Source organism: Pararhizobium qamdonense (assembly GCF_029277445.1).
Lineage (GTDB): Bacteria > Pseudomonadota > Alphaproteobacteria > Rhizobiales > Rhizobiaceae > Pararhizobium > Pararhizobium qamdonense.
Map to the genome: position 1 here is coordinate 696260 of NZ_CP119567.1, position 17796 is coordinate 714055.

10 protein-coding genes are annotated in these 17796 nt (G+C 59.5%); all 10 read right to left on the reverse strand.

The genetic code is table 11. The annotated features are described in order from the left end of the window. Positions 1 to 63 precede the first annotated feature (63 nt). The 10 genes from PYR65_RS24390 to glf all read right to left on the reverse strand — a co-directional run bounded on the left by PYR65_RS24390 (position 64) and on the right by glf (position 17664). Complete coding sequence (locus tag PYR65_RS24390) at positions 64 to 1236, reverse strand: ABC transporter substrate-binding protein (RefSeq protein ID WP_276121322.1); 1173 nt, start codon at positions 1234 to 1236, stop codon at positions 64 to 66. Between the two features lie 259 nt (positions 1237 to 1495). Continuing rightward, on the reverse strand, positions 1496 to 2059 hold the full coding sequence (locus tag PYR65_RS24395; RefSeq protein ID WP_276121323.1) for a hypothetical protein: 564 nt from the start codon (positions 2057 to 2059) through the stop codon (positions 1496 to 1498). Positions 2060 to 2209: 150 nt separating this feature from the next. Continuing rightward, complete coding sequence (locus tag PYR65_RS24400) at positions 2210 to 3160, reverse strand: omptin family outer membrane protease (protein WP_276121324.1); 951 nt, start codon at positions 3158 to 3160, stop codon at positions 2210 to 2212. A 259-nt stretch (positions 3161 to 3419) separates the two neighbouring features. Further along, a complete protein-coding gene (locus PYR65_RS24405) occupies positions 3420 to 4682 on the reverse strand; it encodes an MFS transporter (protein ID WP_276121325.1) in 1263 nt (420 codons plus the stop codon). A 106-nt stretch (positions 4683 to 4788) separates the two neighbouring features. After that, the gene (locus PYR65_RS24410) at positions 4789 to 5076 is read right to left on the reverse strand and encodes a metal-sensing transcriptional repressor (protein ID WP_276121326.1); all 288 of its coding nucleotides are present in this window, start codon (positions 5074 to 5076) and stop codon (positions 4789 to 4791) included. A 233-nt stretch (positions 5077 to 5309) separates the two neighbouring features. Next, positions 5310 to 6539 (reverse strand): DUF882 domain-containing protein, encoded by a 1230-nt coding sequence (locus PYR65_RS24415; protein ID WP_276121327.1) that lies wholly within the window; start codon positions 6537 to 6539, stop codon positions 5310 to 5312. 508 nt (positions 6540 to 7047) lie between these two features. Continuing rightward, positions 7048 to 9585: a DNA translocase FtsK gene (locus tag PYR65_RS24420; RefSeq protein ID WP_407951342.1), complete on the reverse strand. Its 2538-nt coding sequence runs from the start codon at positions 9583 to 9585 to the stop codon at positions 7048 to 7050. Positions 9586 to 9962: 377 nt separating this feature from the next. Continuing rightward, positions 9963 to 12206 (reverse strand): glycosyltransferase family 4 protein, encoded by a 2244-nt coding sequence (locus PYR65_RS24425; RefSeq protein WP_276121328.1) that lies wholly within the window; start codon positions 12204 to 12206, stop codon positions 9963 to 9965. After that, positions 12203 to 15433 carry a glycosyltransferase gene (locus PYR65_RS24430; protein WP_276121329.1) on the reverse strand — a complete coding sequence of 1077 codons (3231 nt, stop codon included), beginning with the start codon at positions 15431 to 15433 and terminating at the stop codon, positions 12203 to 12205. Before PYR65_RS24430 ends, PYR65_RS24425 begins: the two co-directional genes overlap by 4 nt. Next, complete coding sequence (glf, locus tag PYR65_RS24435) at positions 15430 to 17664, reverse strand: UDP-galactopyranose mutase (protein WP_276121810.1); 2235 nt, start codon at positions 17662 to 17664, stop codon at positions 15430 to 15432. Before glf ends, PYR65_RS24430 begins: the two co-directional genes overlap by 4 nt. Positions 17665 to 17796: the final 132 nt, after the last annotated feature.

The following is a 17796-nucleotide window of genomic DNA, read 5'->3' on the forward strand; positions in this document are numbered from 1 at the left end:
AATCCTGGCAATCCACCAGCGTCTAGGTATCCTGCGGCGCCGGTCGGATATAGCCCTGACCGGCTACTTGACGGCTGCCAGGCCGGGGTCGCCCTGTTTCTCGAAGGTCTGGATTTCCTTGTTGTAGTAGGAGCCGTCATCCGCCTTGGTGACTTCGCGCAGATAGATGTTCTGCGTGATATGGCGCGATTCCGGATCGATGGACACCGGGCCGCGCGGGCTGATCCAGGACAGGCCCTTCACCGCATCGACGGCTTTCTGCGCGTCCTGTTCGCCACCGGTCGCCTCGATCATCTTGTAGATGACATTCATGCCATCGAAGGCGCCGACCGCCGGGAAGGAAAGCTCGGCCGGATTACCGATCGCCTTGGAGGCCGCCTCGACAAATGCCTTGTTTTCCGGGGAATCGTGCGAGACCGCGTAGTGGAACGTCGTCTGGATGCCCAACGCAGCGTCGCCCAGCGCCGGCAGATCGGATTCCTGCGTCAGGTCACCCGGCGCCAGGAACTTGATACCGGCTGCCTTCAGGCCGTTTTCATTATAGGCCTTGACGAAACCAAGCGTGGTCGGGCCGGACGGCAGGAAAGCGAAAACACCCTGTGCGCCGGAATCCTTGATGCGCTGCATGATCGGGCTGAAGTCATTGGTGGAGAGCGGGATGCGGATCGCCTCGACGACGGATCCGCCCTCTTTCTCGAAACCGGCCTTGAACGCGTTCTCGGCGTCGACACCTGGCCCGTAATCGCTGACGATGGAGATGACCTTGGCAACACCGGCATCATGCGCGACCTTGGCGATCGGCAACGACGTCTGCCAGGTTGTGAAGGAGGTGCGAACCACCAGCGGGCTCTTCGTCACGATTGCCGATGTCGCGGCATTCATGACGATCAGGGGAACATTGGCCTGTTGCAGGATCGGCGTGACGGCCATCGCATCGGGGGTGAAGTAGAACCCCGCGAGATATTGGACCTTTTCCTTGACCACAAGTTCCTGTGCCAAAGCCTTGGATTGGGCGGGGTCGGCAGCGGGCAGGTCGCGGTAGACGATCTCGACCGTATCGTCGCCGATCGTCGCGCCGTGCAATGCGATATAGGCGTCGATACCGGCCTTGAAATTCTTGCCTTGCAACGCGAACGGTCCGGAGAATGGTCCGACAACACCGATCTTGATCGTATCGGCGTAGGCAGCGCTGCCCATGATAATGGCCGCAAACGCGGCGATGATGGCCCGCTTCATAATTCTCCTCCCTGAATGACCGGCATGCTCCCGAAGAACCGGCACAAATGACTGAAACTACAGTTGGCCGCAGTTTGTCACGCAGAATGGTAATGTAAAATGAAATATCAAGCGGGATTTCATATGCATATGATTATGGATCAGGGTGTTTTGGCGGGATTGCGATCACTGCACTCTTTTCGCGGTCTCCAGCTACCGCAGCATTTTAGGGGTATCCACGTTCGTGCGGCAACCGCTCCAGGAGCGCTTTGCAGTGCCGTCAGGCAAACAGTGCCGTCGCCCCGGTAACAAGCAGGATGGCGGCGGCGACTGCGATGCCGACGATCCTTTTGCTCTTTGCCAATGCGGCAAAGCTCAGGAGGACGTAGTAGGTCAGGTTCAGGCCCGCCCAGAGCGCGATGCTGGAGGGTGGCCATGGCGTGGTGAATGCGGATATTGCCGGTGGAATCTGGGTGAGCAGATTGCTGGCGAGCACGCAGAAGGCAACCTCGCGCCGGTGGCTCATGATATGGTCGTCGAGGGTTGCTGTCTCTGCAGCCTTCGGAAAGACTTGTGTGGCTGCGAAATAATAGAGCAGCGCGACCACGGCAACGGCGTAGGCGACGAGATAGCTGACCTCGGCCAGTTCCCGATAGGCCCAGGCATTCATCCAGAAGGTAATGAGATCAACGAGAAGCAGGATGCCGAATAGGGGCGCGACGACCCCCAGCCTGCGGGTGTGGCGTTCGTCATAGGCGCGCGAAAACCCGCCTGCGACCTCGGCAACGGCCAGACCGAGCAGCAGGCCGTAAAAGGCAAACATGAACCCGAAGGCTTCGCTCATCGGATACTCCTCGACATAGTGAAGGGCTCGTCATCCACCCCCTCAGGCGGCACACCGGAAGCTCTCGCCAAGAGGTCTGCTTCTGGCGCCGGGTTTGCCCGGCGAGGCCACCATCGCAGGCGGCTTCGCCGTCGCATTGCGCTTCAGAGATTAAAAGTGGCCACGAAGACCAACCTGGAGCGACATCGTCTTGAGGGAGGCGCCGGCGGCGTTTCTGTAGAGGACCTCAGTCCCGGTTGCCGTGTCGGTCGAATTCAGATCGCCTTTCTTGCGGAAGACATTCTCGAAATTTCCAGCGAGATAGATCGATGCCCTGTCGGTTAATTGATAATCGACGGCTGCATTAAGCTTGAGGACCGGCGCGGCCTTCATGTCGCCGAAAAACCGGGTGCCGGTCAGCCAGTGATCGTCCTGATCGTCGATGCCAAGCGTCATGCCACCCTTCACGCCACCGGACAGAGTCACGCGGTCGAAACGCGTCGAGCCGTCAAATCCCAGAAAGAGGGTCGGCACCTTCTGTTCGTAGGAGATACCATTGACGCCGTCAGGCAGGTCGCCAATGTCATTGCGGAAACCGCCGTCACTGTAGATGTAGGAGCCGCCGAAGGCCTTCCAGCGCAACTTGGTGTACTGGAACCCGCCACCGACGCTGAGATTGCTGCGGTCGTCGGCAAAGATGGTCCGGCCGATTTCCACCGTGCCGCTGAAATAATAGTCAAGACGCGTATCGGGATGAATGGAGCGGTCGCTCCAGCCGTTCTTGGTCTGGTCAACAGCGAAACCCGGCACCCAGTCATAATCGACCATGTGGCCATCGCCATCAAAACCAAGATCAATCTTGCCCTTGATATGCCAGTTGTTGCCGAGATCGGCGCCAGCTTGTGCGGTGTAGAGAACAACACCGTCGGCGTCCCAATCAAGCTGGCTTGCCTTGTCGTTGCCGAGATAAACATATTCGCGCGATTCAATGTTCATGACGCCTGCGCCGCCGGACAGCCAGAAGCTGCCATCGGCAGAACTTGCAACCAGATCATTGGCGCGCACCATTGATGCACAAAGCATCAGGGACATGAGCGCATATTGGAATATTCTTACTTTCATTATAAATTTCATTAGGTTGAATCCCCACTCAAAGCCTGCCCTTTTCTTGCCACATTCGATGCGTCCGGCAATGGTATGATTTATCTAAAACTTGAAATGCAGTTGTGAAATGCGCAGAGGCGTTGCAAATCTGCACTAGATTTTTAGGGGTCACGTCCGTTGGTTGGGATAATGCTGGCTGGGTCTGAATAACCGGCGCAATAGCAGAGGCGAGCGGGAGTGCAGCAATCCGGGGTAGATTGCGCATTTGAGCGGCCGATCAGCGTCCGCGCGGTGCCGGATTGCTGCTTACGGCTTGAGAACCGCCGGGATCGAGATCGACAGGAACATGGCGTTTGTCATCGTCATCTGCCGGCCAAAGGACACTGGCAGCAAACGCTCCGAGCGCCGTGATCACCGCCAGAACAATATAGGTTGCGGTGATGCCAGCCGTCGCGCCGAGCCATCCTGCCAGCGGATAGGTTATCAGCCAGCATCCGTGTGAGAGCGCAAACTGGGCCGCAAACAAAGCCGGCCGGTCTTCCGGCGAAGAGGAACGCCGCAAGATTCTCCCCGACGGCGTCAAGACGAGAGAATAGCCGATGCCGATCACCGCCCAGACGAGGATAAGGCCAACGTAGGAGGCGGTGAACATCCCGGCGACGAGAGCGGCAACAAGGACCATGGTTCCGGCAAGCATGACCGGGCGGTCGTCGATCTTTTTCAAAAGGCGGGGAAGCGACAAAGCTGCAAGCATTGATCCGAGGCCGAAGGTGGCAAGCGCAACGGCCGTATAACGCTCGCCAAGCCCCAGCGCGCTTTGGACCAGAACGACAGTGTTGACAAAGACCATCGAACCGCCGGCGGCAACCGCAAGGTTCAGCGCGAACAGGCCCCTAAGGCGCGGGACGGTCAGGTAAAGCCGGATGCCGCGCGTGGTTCTATCGTAGATACTGCGCGGCTGGGCGGGCTTTGCACTGGGCAGAAGGACCGAGACGACAAGGCTCGCCGATGCGAGGAAACCGATGACGGTTCCGAGATAAAGATTATGGTAGCTCATCAGCGCCAGAAGAGCTGCGGCCAGCAGCGGGCTTCCGACCTTCTCCAGATCATAAGCCAGCCGCGACAGCGACAGCGCGTTTGTGTAGTCATCTTCATCCGGAAGAACATCGGGAATGGTTGCCTGGAATGTCGGCGTGAAGGCGGCCGAGGCGGCCTGGAGCACGAAGATCAGGAGATAGGCCTGCCAGACGCCCGTGATGAACGGAAGACAGAGCGCGACGGCAGCACGCACGAGATCCAGCGAAACCAGCATGGCGCGCCGTGGCAGCTGTTCGGTGAACGCCGTGGCAATGGGGGCGACGACGACATAGGCGATCATCTTGATTGCCAGCGCCGTACCGAGCACCGCGCCTGCGTTCCCGTCTGCAAGCTCGAACGCCTGCAGGCCAAGGGCTACGGTCGCCAGCCCCGTGCCGAGCAGCGCAATCACCTGCGCAAGAAAGAGATGACGGTAGGTGCGGTTTCTCAGGACGGCGAGCATCAGGTCACCCCAGTTTCGGTTGTCGGTGCGGTGCGGCGGCGGAATTTCGGGCGCCGGTCACAGCTTCCGGCCCGCAGAAAAAGGGCCGCGCTCATATTGGCCGTGCTTAAAGATATTTGGTGATGGTCTTGAACTCGGCCATCGTCTGTCTCTGTTCGCGGTCGAGCGAGCCGACCGTGTCTTCGAGGCAATGATCGAGGTGATCCTGGATCAACGTCCGTTTGGCATTGGTGATCGCCTTTTCAACAGCATGAAGCTGCTGGGCAATGTCCAAGCAGGGCCGCCCGCCCTCGATCATGGCGATCACGCTCTTCAAGTGGCCTTCGGCCCGCTTGAGCCGCTTGATAATCTCGGGGTGGCTATCATGCCTGTGTTCATGGGATTCTTCGTTCATGCAAAATACCTATCCCCCTGGAGGGGATAAGGCAATATGAAAATGTCCTTGAATATAAGTTACTGTTGTCACCGGCAACGGATGAGTCCGCTTCGATCAAAGATAGACGGCCCAAAACGCTCTATCGCCGCGATGGACGGTGATCTCACGCTGGCGGCGTGCCGCACCCAAAGATGTTGAAGGCTGCGGATCGATATGAACAATCCATAGCCCAACTGGCGGCGACCAAATCTCTACAGTGCACGATCGGGAATTGTGCGCCATGAGGCTGGCAAGACCTGGAGCGTTTGCCTGGAAACGCGCGGGGCTCTCATGCCGATGACATCACCGGGAGAGTGCAGCGCCCACCGCATCAATGACGTGCCGGAGATCGCGCTGAAATCTGCTTCCCGCTTCCAGGATACGGTGATCGGCAGGGAGGCGAGTGTCTCCATACGGGTCTTCAACGTCGCATGCGCCGTTGTAAACGGCTCAAATCCGGCGAAACCTGATTGTACCTTGGGCGTTTCCGGCGCAGTCAGCGCTGTGATCGGGCCGATCGACGCCGTTTCAATCGTGTCCAACGAACCGGCAGTCCCAGCCGCAATCACCGGCTTGAGCATCGGCCGGATCATCGGAATGGGAACGGCGTAAGAGGAGAGATCGGCAAAGGATGGTTTTTCAACCTGGCCACCGGGGGCCGTCTGCGTGGCGAGAGCATCCAAAGCTTTGCTGCGCGGCGCGGAATAAAGCGCCGTGACCAGGCCACCGCTATTGTTCTCCAGGCCCTGCGCTGTCGCAGGCGTTTTTACGTCCGTGGATCGGCGCGTGCTGGCGACAGTGGCGGAACCGGCGCGTTTGCGGCGGTCCGCGACAGCCTGGGCATAGCCCGGCAGTGAGCTGCCATCGGCGGCAAGATGCATCGTTCGCCCGTTCGGGAATATGCGGGCAAGTTCCTTTCGCGACATGCGCGGCCAAGCACGGACATTGCCGACATCGAGATGGACGAAGGGAGATCCGGACGTAGGATAATATCCCACTCCGCCGCCCTGCATCTGCATGGCAACAGCGCGCAATGTCGAAAGCTTCACGCCGGGGATAAAGAAATCCATCGCCTTTCCAAGCGTATGCTGGCTGTTCTTGGCAACGCCCGTGCTGCGTGAGCGCGAGCGCAGCATATTGTTGGTCGCTGGCGACCGGTAGGCGGACACGATGTGGATATAGTCGCTGGCACCGCTACGGTCATAGACTTCCCACACCAGATCAAGCAGCCGCGGGTCCATCCGGGCGGGCTCGTTGCGCCGCCAGTCCCGCAGCAAACGGTTGATCTTTTCCATTCCCTTTGGATCAAACCTGCCATTGCGTTTGAAGGTGATCGTCGCTTTTTCGCCCGTATGGGTGAAATAAAGTTTGAGAGCGCGGTCCTCTGCGGCGGCGGCCGCCGCAGAGCCCAAGAGCGCGGGAACGGCAAAAAGCATGGTCATGATGAGCCGCGTGACGCAACGAAGCATGTTGGAAAATATTCCGGCGGCTTGATTGGCCAAATATCCGGCTGAACTCTTGTCCGTTACACACGCTGACACAACAAAACCCGCCCAAAAATGAACCACACAACCGGCTTGGAACGCCCGTATCAAAAGGGTTTCCAGCGATGATTATGGTCAACAAAGTCCTAACAAGGGGTTATGATCGCTTGAGGCTCGGCGATTTACGCTTGGAGAGCGGATTATTTCGCGCCAAGGCTGGATTGCAGCTGGGGACTGGCCAATTTTACCGAGCATTTATGGAATACAATTCCATAAATGCTCGGTTGTTTACGGGCCGGTTTATCTGCATGGAAAAGCCACAGCAATACCTCTTGCCCTGGCTGCAAGGCCCTAGTTGATCGCATCCCGTAAAACTCGGACCGCGGGCAGCAGCTCCGTCGCCAACTCCAAATCGTCACCTTAAGACTCAGACTGCGCCCATCCGGCCGCAGTCCGGCAGCCCCTTTTATTCCTCGTCGCCAGTTGGCATTTCGGCGACTTCGCGGCCTGCCGACAGGATCGAGCGCTTGCCGACATGGTTTGCCGAGCCGACCAGCCCTTCGCGCTCCATCCGCTCGACCAGCGAGGCTGCTCTGTTATAGCCGATCTGCAGGCGGCGCTGGATATAGGATGTCGAGCACTTCTTGTCGCGCAAGACAACCTTGACCGCCTTGTCATAGAGGTCGTTGCCGTCCTCTTCCGCCATTGCGCCCTTGTCGAAAACGGCAGCGTCGTCTTCGGCCGGCCCGTCGATGTCCTCGGCATCTTCTGTGACCGTGCCGAGATATTCCGGGCGCCCTTGCGTTTTCAGATGTGCGACGACCTTTTCGACTTCCTCGTCGGAAACGAAGGGGCCGTGGACACGGGCAATCCGTCCGCCGCCGACCATGTGCAGCATATCGCCCTGTCCCAAGAGATGCTCGGCGCCCTGCTCGCCCAGGATGGTGCGGCTGTCGATCTTCGAGGTCACCTGGAAGGAGATACGCGTCGGGAAGTTCGCCTTGATCGTCCCGGTGATGACATCGACCGAGGGGCGTTGCGTCGCCATGATCAGGTGGATGCCGGCGGCACGCGCCATCTGCGCCAGACGCTGGATAGCCCCTTCGATCTCCTTGCCCGCGACCATCATCAGGTCGGCCATCTCATCGACGATGACGACGATATAGGGCATGGGTGCGAGATCCATTTCCTCCTGTTCGAAGATCGGCTCGCCGGTCGAGCGGTCAAATCCGGTCTGCACGCTGCACAGGATCGTCTCGCCCTTGGCGCGCGCCATCGCAGCGCGTGCATTGTAGCCGTCGATATTGCGCACGCCGAGCCGCGACATCTTGCGGTAGCGGTCTTCCATTTCGCGCACGGCCCATTTCAGCGCCATCACCGCCTTTTTCGGGTCCGTCACCACAGGTGTCAGGAGATGCGGGATGCCGTCATAGACCGACAATTCCAGCATCTTCGGGTCCACCATGATCAAGCGGCATTCCTCCGGCTTCAGCCGGTAGAGCAAGGACAGGATCATCGTGTTGATCGCCACCGACTTGCCCGAGCCCGTGGTGCCGGCGACCAGAAGATGCGGCATCTTTGCCAGTTCCGCGACAACGGGCTCGCCGCCGATCGTCTTGCCAAGGCAAAGGGCCAGCTTGAAGCGTGTCTCGCCGTAGTTTTCAGACTCGATCAGTTCGCGGAAATACACCGTCTCGCGCACCGGGTTCGGCAATTCGATGCCGATGACATTGCGGCCTGGCACGACGGCGACACGGGCCGAAAGCGCCGACATCGAGCGGGCGATATCGTCGGACAGGCCGATGACGCGTGACGACTTGACGCCCGGCGCCGGTTCGAATTCGTACAGGGTCACAACAGGCCCCGGGCGGACATCGATGATCTCGCCGCGCACGCCAAAATCCTCGAGCACGCTTTCGAGCAGGCCGGCGCTCTGTTCCAGCGCTTCCTGGGTGATCACAGCGGTCTGCTGGACGGATGGCTCCTGCAGGAGCGTCACCGGAGGGAAAACATATTCGCCAGCCCCGGCATCCGAGGTCATTTCGGGAATGGCCACGAACGTGTCAGGCCGGACCGCGCGGATCGGTCTGGACACCGCCACGGCTGGCTTGGCAATGCGCACGGGTTCAACCGGCTCGGCGATCTCTGCCACAACCGGCCGGATCTCTTCAACCATCGGCGGCGTAGTTTCGACGGGCGCGGGGCTGCTCACGACAGGTACCGCAACATTGGGCGCCGCAACATAACGGCCTGCCGCCTTCACGCCGATTTCCCGGTAGAGCGCCGTCACCGAACCGGCGGCGGAACGAACCTCTGGGGGCTGCCAATGCATGACCGGTGCCAGAATATTGATGTCGGCATCCATATCCAATGTGTTCCAGAACACTTCATCCGACACATGCAGGAAGGAACTGGCCTGCCTTGTCACCGGTTCCGGCACATCTGCGGCCACAGCTTCCTGCTCGGCCGGAAAACAGGCGAGATCGAGATCGGCTGGCTCAGCATGTTCGTTCGCAGCCAGGCGCGACGCTTCCAGTTCCTGCCTGAGACGATAGGACAGCAGTTGAATGCCGGATGCGGCAGGCTTCTCTTCAGGCACAGGCTCGACAACCGGCACGGGCTGCGCAACAACGACGATCGTCTCTATCGCTTCGGCGGCCGCCGGGACGGTTGGGATGGCAACATCCTGCACAGGCTGGTTCGGCTCTTCGGCTTCCTTGCGGATCTCGCCGGCGGGGCGCTTCGAATAGACACTTTCCGGTGTCCGGGTGAAGCGGACGTTGGGTCCAAGCACGAACGCGCTCTGCCAGACAGGCGCATCCCCCCGCCCCTCGATCTCAGCCATCGCGTCGGTATCGGCCTCATATGGGCCTTCCTCGCTCTTTACATCGGCGGGAGCGCCATAGATGCGGCGCTCCGCTTTTCCCAGATGATTTTCCGGGTCTGCAGGCTGATCCCCTGTATGATCAAAGCCGTTCGAAAAATTGGTTCGGGAAAGACGCATTGGGACCTGCTCACTCAAAATTCACGCGCAATGGGCACACCCCATTTCAATAGAAAATAAAGGTTAATCACCCCTTTCCAGAAGACCGTTTTGGACGAATTTCCCTTGGCCATCGACGGTGGCATCGTGATCCGATCAAGAGCAAATACGCCATTTTCCGGCCCTTCAGCTCAGGTATCGCCGCCCGCCGCCGCTGAATTTTCATGTTCCATTCGCTGCGGATGTTTACTTCACCGCCCGGTGTCCGCAGTCGGCGATCAGCCGCCCAGCGAGGAAAATCGACGCTGTTCAACCCGGCGGCTGAGCCAAGACGAACGGTATGCTTGCACCAGCCCGATCCGACGGCGGGAAGCCGCCGAATCCGGCCACTCACAACCCTATGAGCGCCGAAGAGTGCGCAGTGCCCTCGCAAGCGGCTCGTATTCCTGCCGCTCTGTCCCCTCGATCCGCATCGATAGGAGGCCGTTCTCACAAGCCCTGTCGTCGTCCCAACCGGGATGATTGACGATGGGATAGAGGCAAATGCCTTCAATCGGCACACCGTTGCGCAAAGCGGCCTGAACCTCGGCATGGACATAGGCAATCCAGCTCTCGCGGCGCTCCGCCTCGATGCCCGTTTCTGCGATAAACATCGGTTTTCCATAGCGCGCGTAGGTTTCGGTCAGGATCGTGCGCAGCGGTTTATAGAGCGGGTGATCCATATCGATCGGCGGCCCGCCGTGAATCCATTGGTTGTTGTGGTAGTAGTTGACGCCGACAATATCGAGGTATTTTTCCGCACCGCCGATCTGCGGCCACATCCGGCCGGCGATCAGGTCCCAGCCTTGAAACTGCGACTGGCGATGACCTTCCGCCACCCGCCTTTCCCAAGGGCGGGAGGGCTCGGTGACGACGTTGATCACCGGATCGCAATGGACAAAGCGGGCACGCGGATCGACAGTGAGAATGGCGTCCATCGCCGCGATGGACGCGCGCGCCAGCTGGATTTTCAGCTCAAAACCGCGCCCGTTCGCAAAGGGGTTGAGATAGCCGGCGTCGCCACCACCCCAGGAGAAGAAGGAGATTTCGTTGACAGGCGAATAGAATGGAACCACGCCGCTTTCCTGCCTGACGATGCTTGCTGCGGCACGGGCAAAGCGGGCGAAACGCGCAACAAACTCCGGCGACCAGATGTCGATGTCATCCGGCCAGCCATAGTGCAGCAGGTCCCAGATCACCTGGGTGCCGGTATCGTTCGACGCCTTGAGCATCGGCAGAAAACTCGACCAGTCGTATTGTCCGGGAACGGTTTCGATCAGATGCCAGCGCAATCCATCCCGCACCGTGCGGATTTCGTGCCGGGCAAGTTGCGAATAGTCGTTTGCCGCGTGAACATCGTGTCCGGTCGCCGCAATGACATCCAGGCGTTTTCCGGCCGTTTCACCCTCATGCGCCCGCAACCGGTGCGTGGAACACTCGAAGCCGCCTTGCAGGAAGGATTGGAACAGTCCCGTCGGCCGTGCTGCCGTTTTTTTTGCGAGGACCTGCCGTATAAGATGTTCCCACTGGCGAACCACGGCGGCGACGCTATAGTGGGTTTCGACCTTTACCCGCAAGGCTTTACCAAGACTTTCGCGCAATTCGCTTGAATCGATCAGCCTCTTCATCGCCGTGGCGACGGAAGCCGGGTCACCATAGGGGACGAACAGCCCGGACACCCCATCGTCGATCTGCTGCAGGGCGCCATTATCCGGCGTGGCGATGACAGGCAAGGCGGCCGCGCCTGCCTCTGCGATCACATGGGGCATGCCCTCGCCTTTTGACAGCCAGGTGAAAATATCGAAAGCCGACAGCAGCGCTGGAATATCCTTCCGGTCTCCAAGGAAGGTGAGGACGCCAGCCAGTCCGCGGGCGGCGGCCAGGGATGTCAACCTTGCGGCATAATCCGGCATGAAGGCGTCGGGCCCGCCAACGACCACGAACCGCGCGGAAGCGTCTGTGGCGTGTACGATCGCAGCCGCTTCGATGAAATCCTCGACATTTTTCTTGGGATCCAGACGGCCGACCCAGCCGATCAGAAGGTTGCTGTCCGTGACGCCGAGCGATGCGCGCACGGCACTTCGCTGAGACGGATCGAATTCCGCGAGATCCACCATGGACGGGATCTCGATCGCATCGTCTTCACGGCCCGGCATCACAGATGCGGCGGCATCCCGTATGGACCGGCAGACGCCGACGTAACGGCTGGTAAAATGCTTCGGCCCCGCCAAGGCCTCCGACACCAGGCCGCCATGCTCGATCAAAGGCGGCCTCAGATGAAGATGCTCCAGCGCCGGATATATGTCCGCAACATTCTGGCACGAGATCACGATATCGTAGCCTGGAATTTTCTGTGCCAGATAGCCGACCGTGTCCTGGAACGACAGTTCATAGGGCGTGGTATCGACATCGACACCGAGTGCGGTCAGTTGCTCATGGGTCTGCTCCGGCATATTGGGCTTGCGGAAACATGCGACGACATCGAGCTTGTAGCGCGCGCGGTCGAGATTGCGGGCAAGAAGCCGGACTTCGGTTTCCTCCCCTCCCACGACCAGCCATGCGAACACGAAGAGGATGCGGACCGGTGGTTCGAGCGGGCTCATTCATGGGCCTTGAAAACGATTTGCAGGAATTCCGGCCGGTTTTCCACCAGATCGGCGAGGAATTTCGGCCCATCCTCGAAGGGGACGATATGGGTGATCATATGCTCGCGGATCAATGCGCCGTGGCTTTTCATCAATTGCACGGTCTCGCCGGCCAGCCTGCGCCTGTCCCAAAGCGGGGACAGTCCGCGCGGAACGCGGTTGATTTGAGCGCAGCGAATGTTCAGGCCGTTATGGTGGAATTCCTCGCCAAGCCGCAACGCATCGGCACCATCCTGATAGAAGGCCAGGTCGATCACCGTGCCCTGCGGCCGCAACGCTTTCAGCGCCACATGCAGGCTTCGGGACTGCGCGCGCGTCTGGAAGACGATATCGGCGCCGCGATCGTTGCCTCCATTGTGCCAGCGTGCCTTCGCATGCTGCCAGATCTCCTCCTCGTTCATCGCCGTCAGACCCATGGCCTGCGCCTTGCCGCGCCGGAATTCCGAGGGGTCGGCAATGATGACGTCGGACGCTCCGAGTTTCTGCGCAAACAACGCCGTCATCAAACCCACCGTGCCGGCCCCCAGAACCACCACCCGGCGCCCGGCGATACCGGCGCCGAGCGAAAAGACATTGTTACCGAGTGCATCCGCGTCGGCATGCAGGATGCCGTTGGCCGCAATCGGTCCCATCTGCGCCACGAAAACACCGAGAACGGGATCGATATCGGCAGGCATGGGGATCAGCACATCGTGGAACGGATCGGCGGTGTGGCCGGTCTTGTGCGCATAGGTCGTGGCAACGACATCGCCCTGTTGAAAGCCGAAAGCTTTGCTTTCAGAGACGCGGGCCACCTCCATATAACCCAGGAACGGAACGGGGTAACGAAGGTCGGGCTCATTTTCGATGAACACGCCACGTCCGCCGTCAAAGCGGGAGTGAAAATAAGGATTGGTGTTTTTCATGAAGGTGAGTTCGGTTCCGGCGGAAAAACCGGTGTAAAGCGTGTCCAGCCGGACATGGCCGTCGGCGGGCGGCCCCTCCTCATACTCGAAGTGATATGCTTTTCCGGGGCTCTCGATCCCGAGCGAGCGGATATGCCGATGGCCGGGCGCAAGGCCTTGCGGCGCCTCCATGCGGGGCTGATGCTGGAGCGGCGCCACTGCGTTGCGGAGAAGCGCCGTCGCCTCAACGCTGACCGGCTCGCCGCTGCGTGCCGAGGACGCGACCGCAAGCGCAAGCCGGTGTGTTGCCAGCGCATCCGCATAGGTGCAGCGGATATGATTATCGCCGCCGCGCACCGCATCGACAAAATCGCGGCCTTCCCGCCAGACCGGATCACCCTCGGCCTGCCGGACCGGCCTGCCGGCGCCCACGTCGACCATGATATCATGATCCGTCAGTTCGATTGCCAGGCGGTCGGCGAAGATGTTCAGGCCTATCTTGTGGCTCCAGCCAAGCAGGCATGTCGAGGAAATATTGGCAATGACGCCCGATTGAAAGGTGAGGCTCGCGGTGGTGACGGCGGGTACGTCGAGGCCGGGAAATTCCGGCCGTTCCTTGAAGCCGGTACGGCCATAGACTTCCGTGACCTCTCCAACAAGATAACGGGCGAGATCGACGATATGCGTCGTCTGCTCGACCATCTGGCCGCCCGAACGATCCTGCTTCCACCACCATTGCGGCGGCGGCGTTTGATCCAGCCAATAGCCGGACAGAAGCTGCGCCGGATTATCGGCAAGAAGCCGGCGTGCCTCTTCAACAGTATCGAGATAGCGCCAGTGATAGCCCACACCTGTGATGAGCCCGGCGGCTTCAACTGCCGCTGACAATTCTTCCGCCAGCCCGATATCGAGCGTGATCGGCTTTTCGACGAAGAACGGGATTCCCCTCGCAATCAGATCGCGCTCGGCCTCGCCATGGGCAAAGGGTGGAATGCAGATATAGACGGCATCCAGCGTTTCCTGGTCCAGCATCGCTCTGTGGCTGTCGAACGCCTTGGCGCCGAACCGCGACGCGGCCTGTGTGGCGCGGTCGAAATCCGGGTCGGCAAAGGCGGCCAGTGTCACATCTTCGAAACCGGCGAGGATATCGAGATGCCGGTGGGCAATACCACCGACGCCGATGAAGCCGATACGTGTCTTGTTCATGAAAGCATGTCCTTGTGCATCAAATGCCTGGTCTGAGAGAAAGCGGCGGTAGACGGAGGCGGTTTCATCCGCCATGCGCTGTGCTGAAAATTCGGCGTGGAACCGTTCGCGGCCGGCTTGCCCCGATGCTTTTGCCTCAGATCGATTTCCGAGTGCCCCGATCAGAACGCCGGCGAGAGATTGAGGATTGGCAGCTTTCGCAAGGAAGGGATGGCCGGTTCCAAGCGCTTCGACGGTGCCGCCGATCCGGGTTGCGACAACGGGCAGTCCCAGCGACATCGCCTCAAGCACTGCCAGCGGCAGCCCCTCAAATTGCGAGGGCAGGACGAACAGGTCGGCGCTCGCCATAAGCTCCGCGATATCTGTACGGTGCCCCAGAAACCGGACATTCATGCCAAGCGACAGGTCTTCGACCAGCGCCTGCACCGCTTGCATCTCCTCGCCCTTGCCCACCAGCAACAAGACGACAGATGGATCGGCAGCTACAACAGCAGGCAGCGCCCTGATCAGCGACCCGTGATCTTTTTGCTTGGAAAACCGCGCGACGGTCAAAAGAACCGTTTTTCCTTCAAGGCCAAGCTCCGCTTTGGCAGACCGGGCTTCCGGAAGCGCGAAAATGCCATTGCGCACCACCGTTATCCGCTGGGCGTCAACGCCGTTTTCTTGAAAGCTTGCGCGGGATGACTCCGAGACGGTTATGTGATGAGACAGCGCCTTGCTTTCCCGTGCATACTGCTCCCGCTGCTCGGTGTCAGTCAAAAGATAGGGCAGATGTTCCGTGCGGATGACGGGAACAGCGCAGGCCAAACCGGCATTTGCGATCGCATGCCCCTCCCAGCCGATACCCGCATGGACATGAAGCAAAGCAACGCCGGACGAGCGCAGCCAAAGCTCGAACGCGCCGATATCGCCAATGGCCTTCACCGCGAGCCCGCAAGCTGCCGCTTTTGCCAAAAGTTCCATGTCGCCATAGGCTGCGAGCGTGACGTCGAACTGTGGCTGGAGCGACCGCCCAAGCGTCAGCATATGTTCGCCCATGCCCGATGGATCGAGACTATCGGTCGCAAGGACAATCCGATGACTTCGCCTGGTCATTGCGCAGGGGCAGCCACGACATCGCCCGCATCTGCCTTGGCAATGCGCCTGTATGTGGCCAAGGCCTGGCCGACCACCTGATCCATATTGTAATATTTGTAGGTCCCAAGCCGTCCGACAAACGTCACATCGCTATGCTCGCGCGCCAGCGCTTCATACTGCTTGTAAAGCGCCTGGTTTTCCGGCCGTGGAATGGGGTAATAGGGATCTCCGTCTGCGCAGGCAAACTCATAGGAAATGCTGGTTTTCGGATGGATTTGCCCGGTCAGGTGCTTGTATTCGGTGATCCGCGTATAGGGAACCGACTCCGAGGGGTAGTTGACAACACCAACAGGAAACAGACGCCGCGCGTCATGCGTCTCGTGCTGGAATTTGAGACTGCGATACGGCAAACGGCCAAAGCGGTAGTCGAAATATTCGTCGATCGGGCCGGTAAAGATCGTATGGCCCACCTGATAATCGCGGCGGATATCCGCATATTCCGTTGAGGTCATGACGGTGATATTGTCATGATCGAGCATGTTTTCGAACATCTTGGTATAACCGTGCAGCGGCATCGCCTGGAAATTATCCAGAAAATACCGGTCGTCGGCATTCGTTCGCGTCGGAACGCGTGCGGTCACTGACTTGTCGAGCTGCGAGGGATCAAGGCCCCATTGCTTGCGGGTATAGCCCTCGAAAAACGTCCGGTACAAATCGCTGCCGACCTGCGACACGACCACATCCTTCGACGTGACGATCGGATCGCACGGCTCGGCGCGACCGGCCAAAAAGCGCGCCGCCTCCGCTTCGCTGCGCAGATCAAGGCCGTACAGCCCATTCAACGTCGTCACGTTGATCGGCACAGGCAAACGCAGGCCATCAACATCGGCAAGGACCCGATGTTCGTAAGGTCTCCAGGCGGTGAACCGGGAAAGGTAGTTGAAAACATCCTCGCTGTTGGTGTGGAAGATGTGAGGCCCATACTGGTGGATGAGGATGCCGTCTTCGTTTTCGACATCGTAGGCATTGCCGGCAATATGCGGACGGCGGTCACAGACAAGCACACGCTTTCCGCCATCCGAGGCCAGCCGCTCAGCCAGAACCGAACCCGCAAAACCCGCGCCAACAATCAGGTAGTCATAATAGGATGGATTGGGTTTGCCTGACCCTTGCGAACGGCTCTTTCTGGGCGATTTCAGGGGAGACAGCTTCCGCGTCACGGCCTCTTCCACCAGGACACTCATGGCCGAGAATGTCTGATCCCAGGACGAACCCGCAAGCATCTCATCGACTGGTTTCAGCCATGCGTCACCCGCCTTTTTCAAGGCAAGCGCCTCGTCGCAGGCGGCGGCAAAACTTTCAGGCTCATCCGCCAGAAAGACACCTTCCAGATCACCATAATGGCGAACGACGTCCGTCACTCGCGTGCTGACCACCGGGCGCCCGGCGGCCAGATATTCTGGCGTCTTGGTCGGACTGATGAACTTCGTCGCCTCGTTCAAGGCAAATGGCATCAAGGCCGCATCCCACCCTGAAAGATAGGTCGGCAATTCGCTGTAATGCTTTTGCCCGAGATAATGGATATTGGCGGCCTTCGGCAGATCCTCCGGTGCGATCTTCACGACCGGGCCAATGAAAATAAAGGACACGCTCGGCCGCGCCTTGGCCACGCCAGCCAGCAAGACGAGATCCAGACGCTCGTCGATGACACCGTAATAACCGAGCTTCAGCCCAGGGATTGCCTTCTGATCAGATGGCTCCACAGCTTCGTCCCGCGCCGTGCGGAAATGGCTGACATCCACACTCGAAGGGAATGGATGGATATTGTCATGCAGATGAGCCTTCGCCTCGTAGAGGCTGTGACCGCCTGTAAACACCACATCGGCGCGGGCAATCAGCGCCGCCTCCGTTTCCTTCAGCCGGGGTGGCGCGAATTTGAAATTTGCCAGCTCATCCATGCAATCATAAACGATGGCCGAAGCATCCACATGGCGCGCAAAACTGTACATGACCGGCGTGTAGAACCACAGGATCGGACGCACCGCGTCATTCAGCGCCAGCAGTTCGTCCAAGAGTTTGCCGAGCGCGGTTTCACGCTCCGCCTCGGACCACCAATGCGGAATGCGCGGGCGAACCGATTTGACTGTCGTGCCCTCGAAAGGGTGGATTTCCAGATAGGCGAGATGATGGTCTGTCGGGATCGACTCTTCAAAGAAAAACACCTGCCGGTCTTGCGCAAAACGGCCCATCAGATGCTGGGGACGCTGCAAAACGAAATCCCAGCGCAGATGGGAAAAACAAATCAGCGGAGCATTGCGAGCCGGAACTGCTGGTGACGTCTGAAAGAACGAACTGGAGAGATTCATTGCACATCCGCTGTT

Bases quoted from the DNA above. Each gene is read 5' to 3' on its own strand.
- PYR65_RS24390 (WP_276121322.1), bottom strand. From the start codon at position 1,236: ATGAAGCGGGCCATCATCGCCGCGTTTGCGGCCATTATCATGGGCAGC.
- PYR65_RS24395 (WP_276121323.1), bottom strand. From the start codon at position 2,059: ATGAGCGAAGCCTTCGGGTTCATGTTTGCCTTTTACGGCCTGCTGCTC.
- PYR65_RS24400 (WP_276121324.1), bottom strand. From the start codon at position 3,160: ATGAAAGTAAGAATATTCCAATATGCGCTCATGTCCCTGATGCTTTGT.
- PYR65_RS24405 (WP_276121325.1), bottom strand. From the start codon at position 4,682: ATGCTCGCCGTCCTGAGAAACCGCACCTACCGTCATCTCTTTCTTGCG.
- PYR65_RS24410 (WP_276121326.1), bottom strand. From the start codon at position 5,076: ATGAACGAAGAATCCCATGAACACAGGCATGATAGCCACCCCGAGATT.
- PYR65_RS24415 (WP_276121327.1), bottom strand. From the start codon at position 6,539: ATGACCATGCTTTTTGCCGTTCCCGCGCTCTTGGGCTCTGCGGCGGCC.
- PYR65_RS24420 (WP_407951342.1), bottom strand. From the start codon at position 9,585: ATGCGTCTTTCCCGAACCAATTTTTCGAACGGCTTTGATCATACAGGG.
- PYR65_RS24425 (WP_276121328.1), bottom strand. From the start codon at position 12,206: ATGAGCCCGCTCGAACCACCGGTCCGCATCCTCTTCGTGTTCGCATGG.
- PYR65_RS24430 (WP_276121329.1), bottom strand. From the start codon at position 15,433: ATGACCAGGCGAAGTCATCGGATTGTCCTTGCGACCGATAGTCTCGAT.
- glf (WP_276121810.1), bottom strand. From the start codon at position 17,664: ATGGGCCGTTTTGCGCAAGACCGGCAGGTGTTTTTCTTTGAAGAGTCG.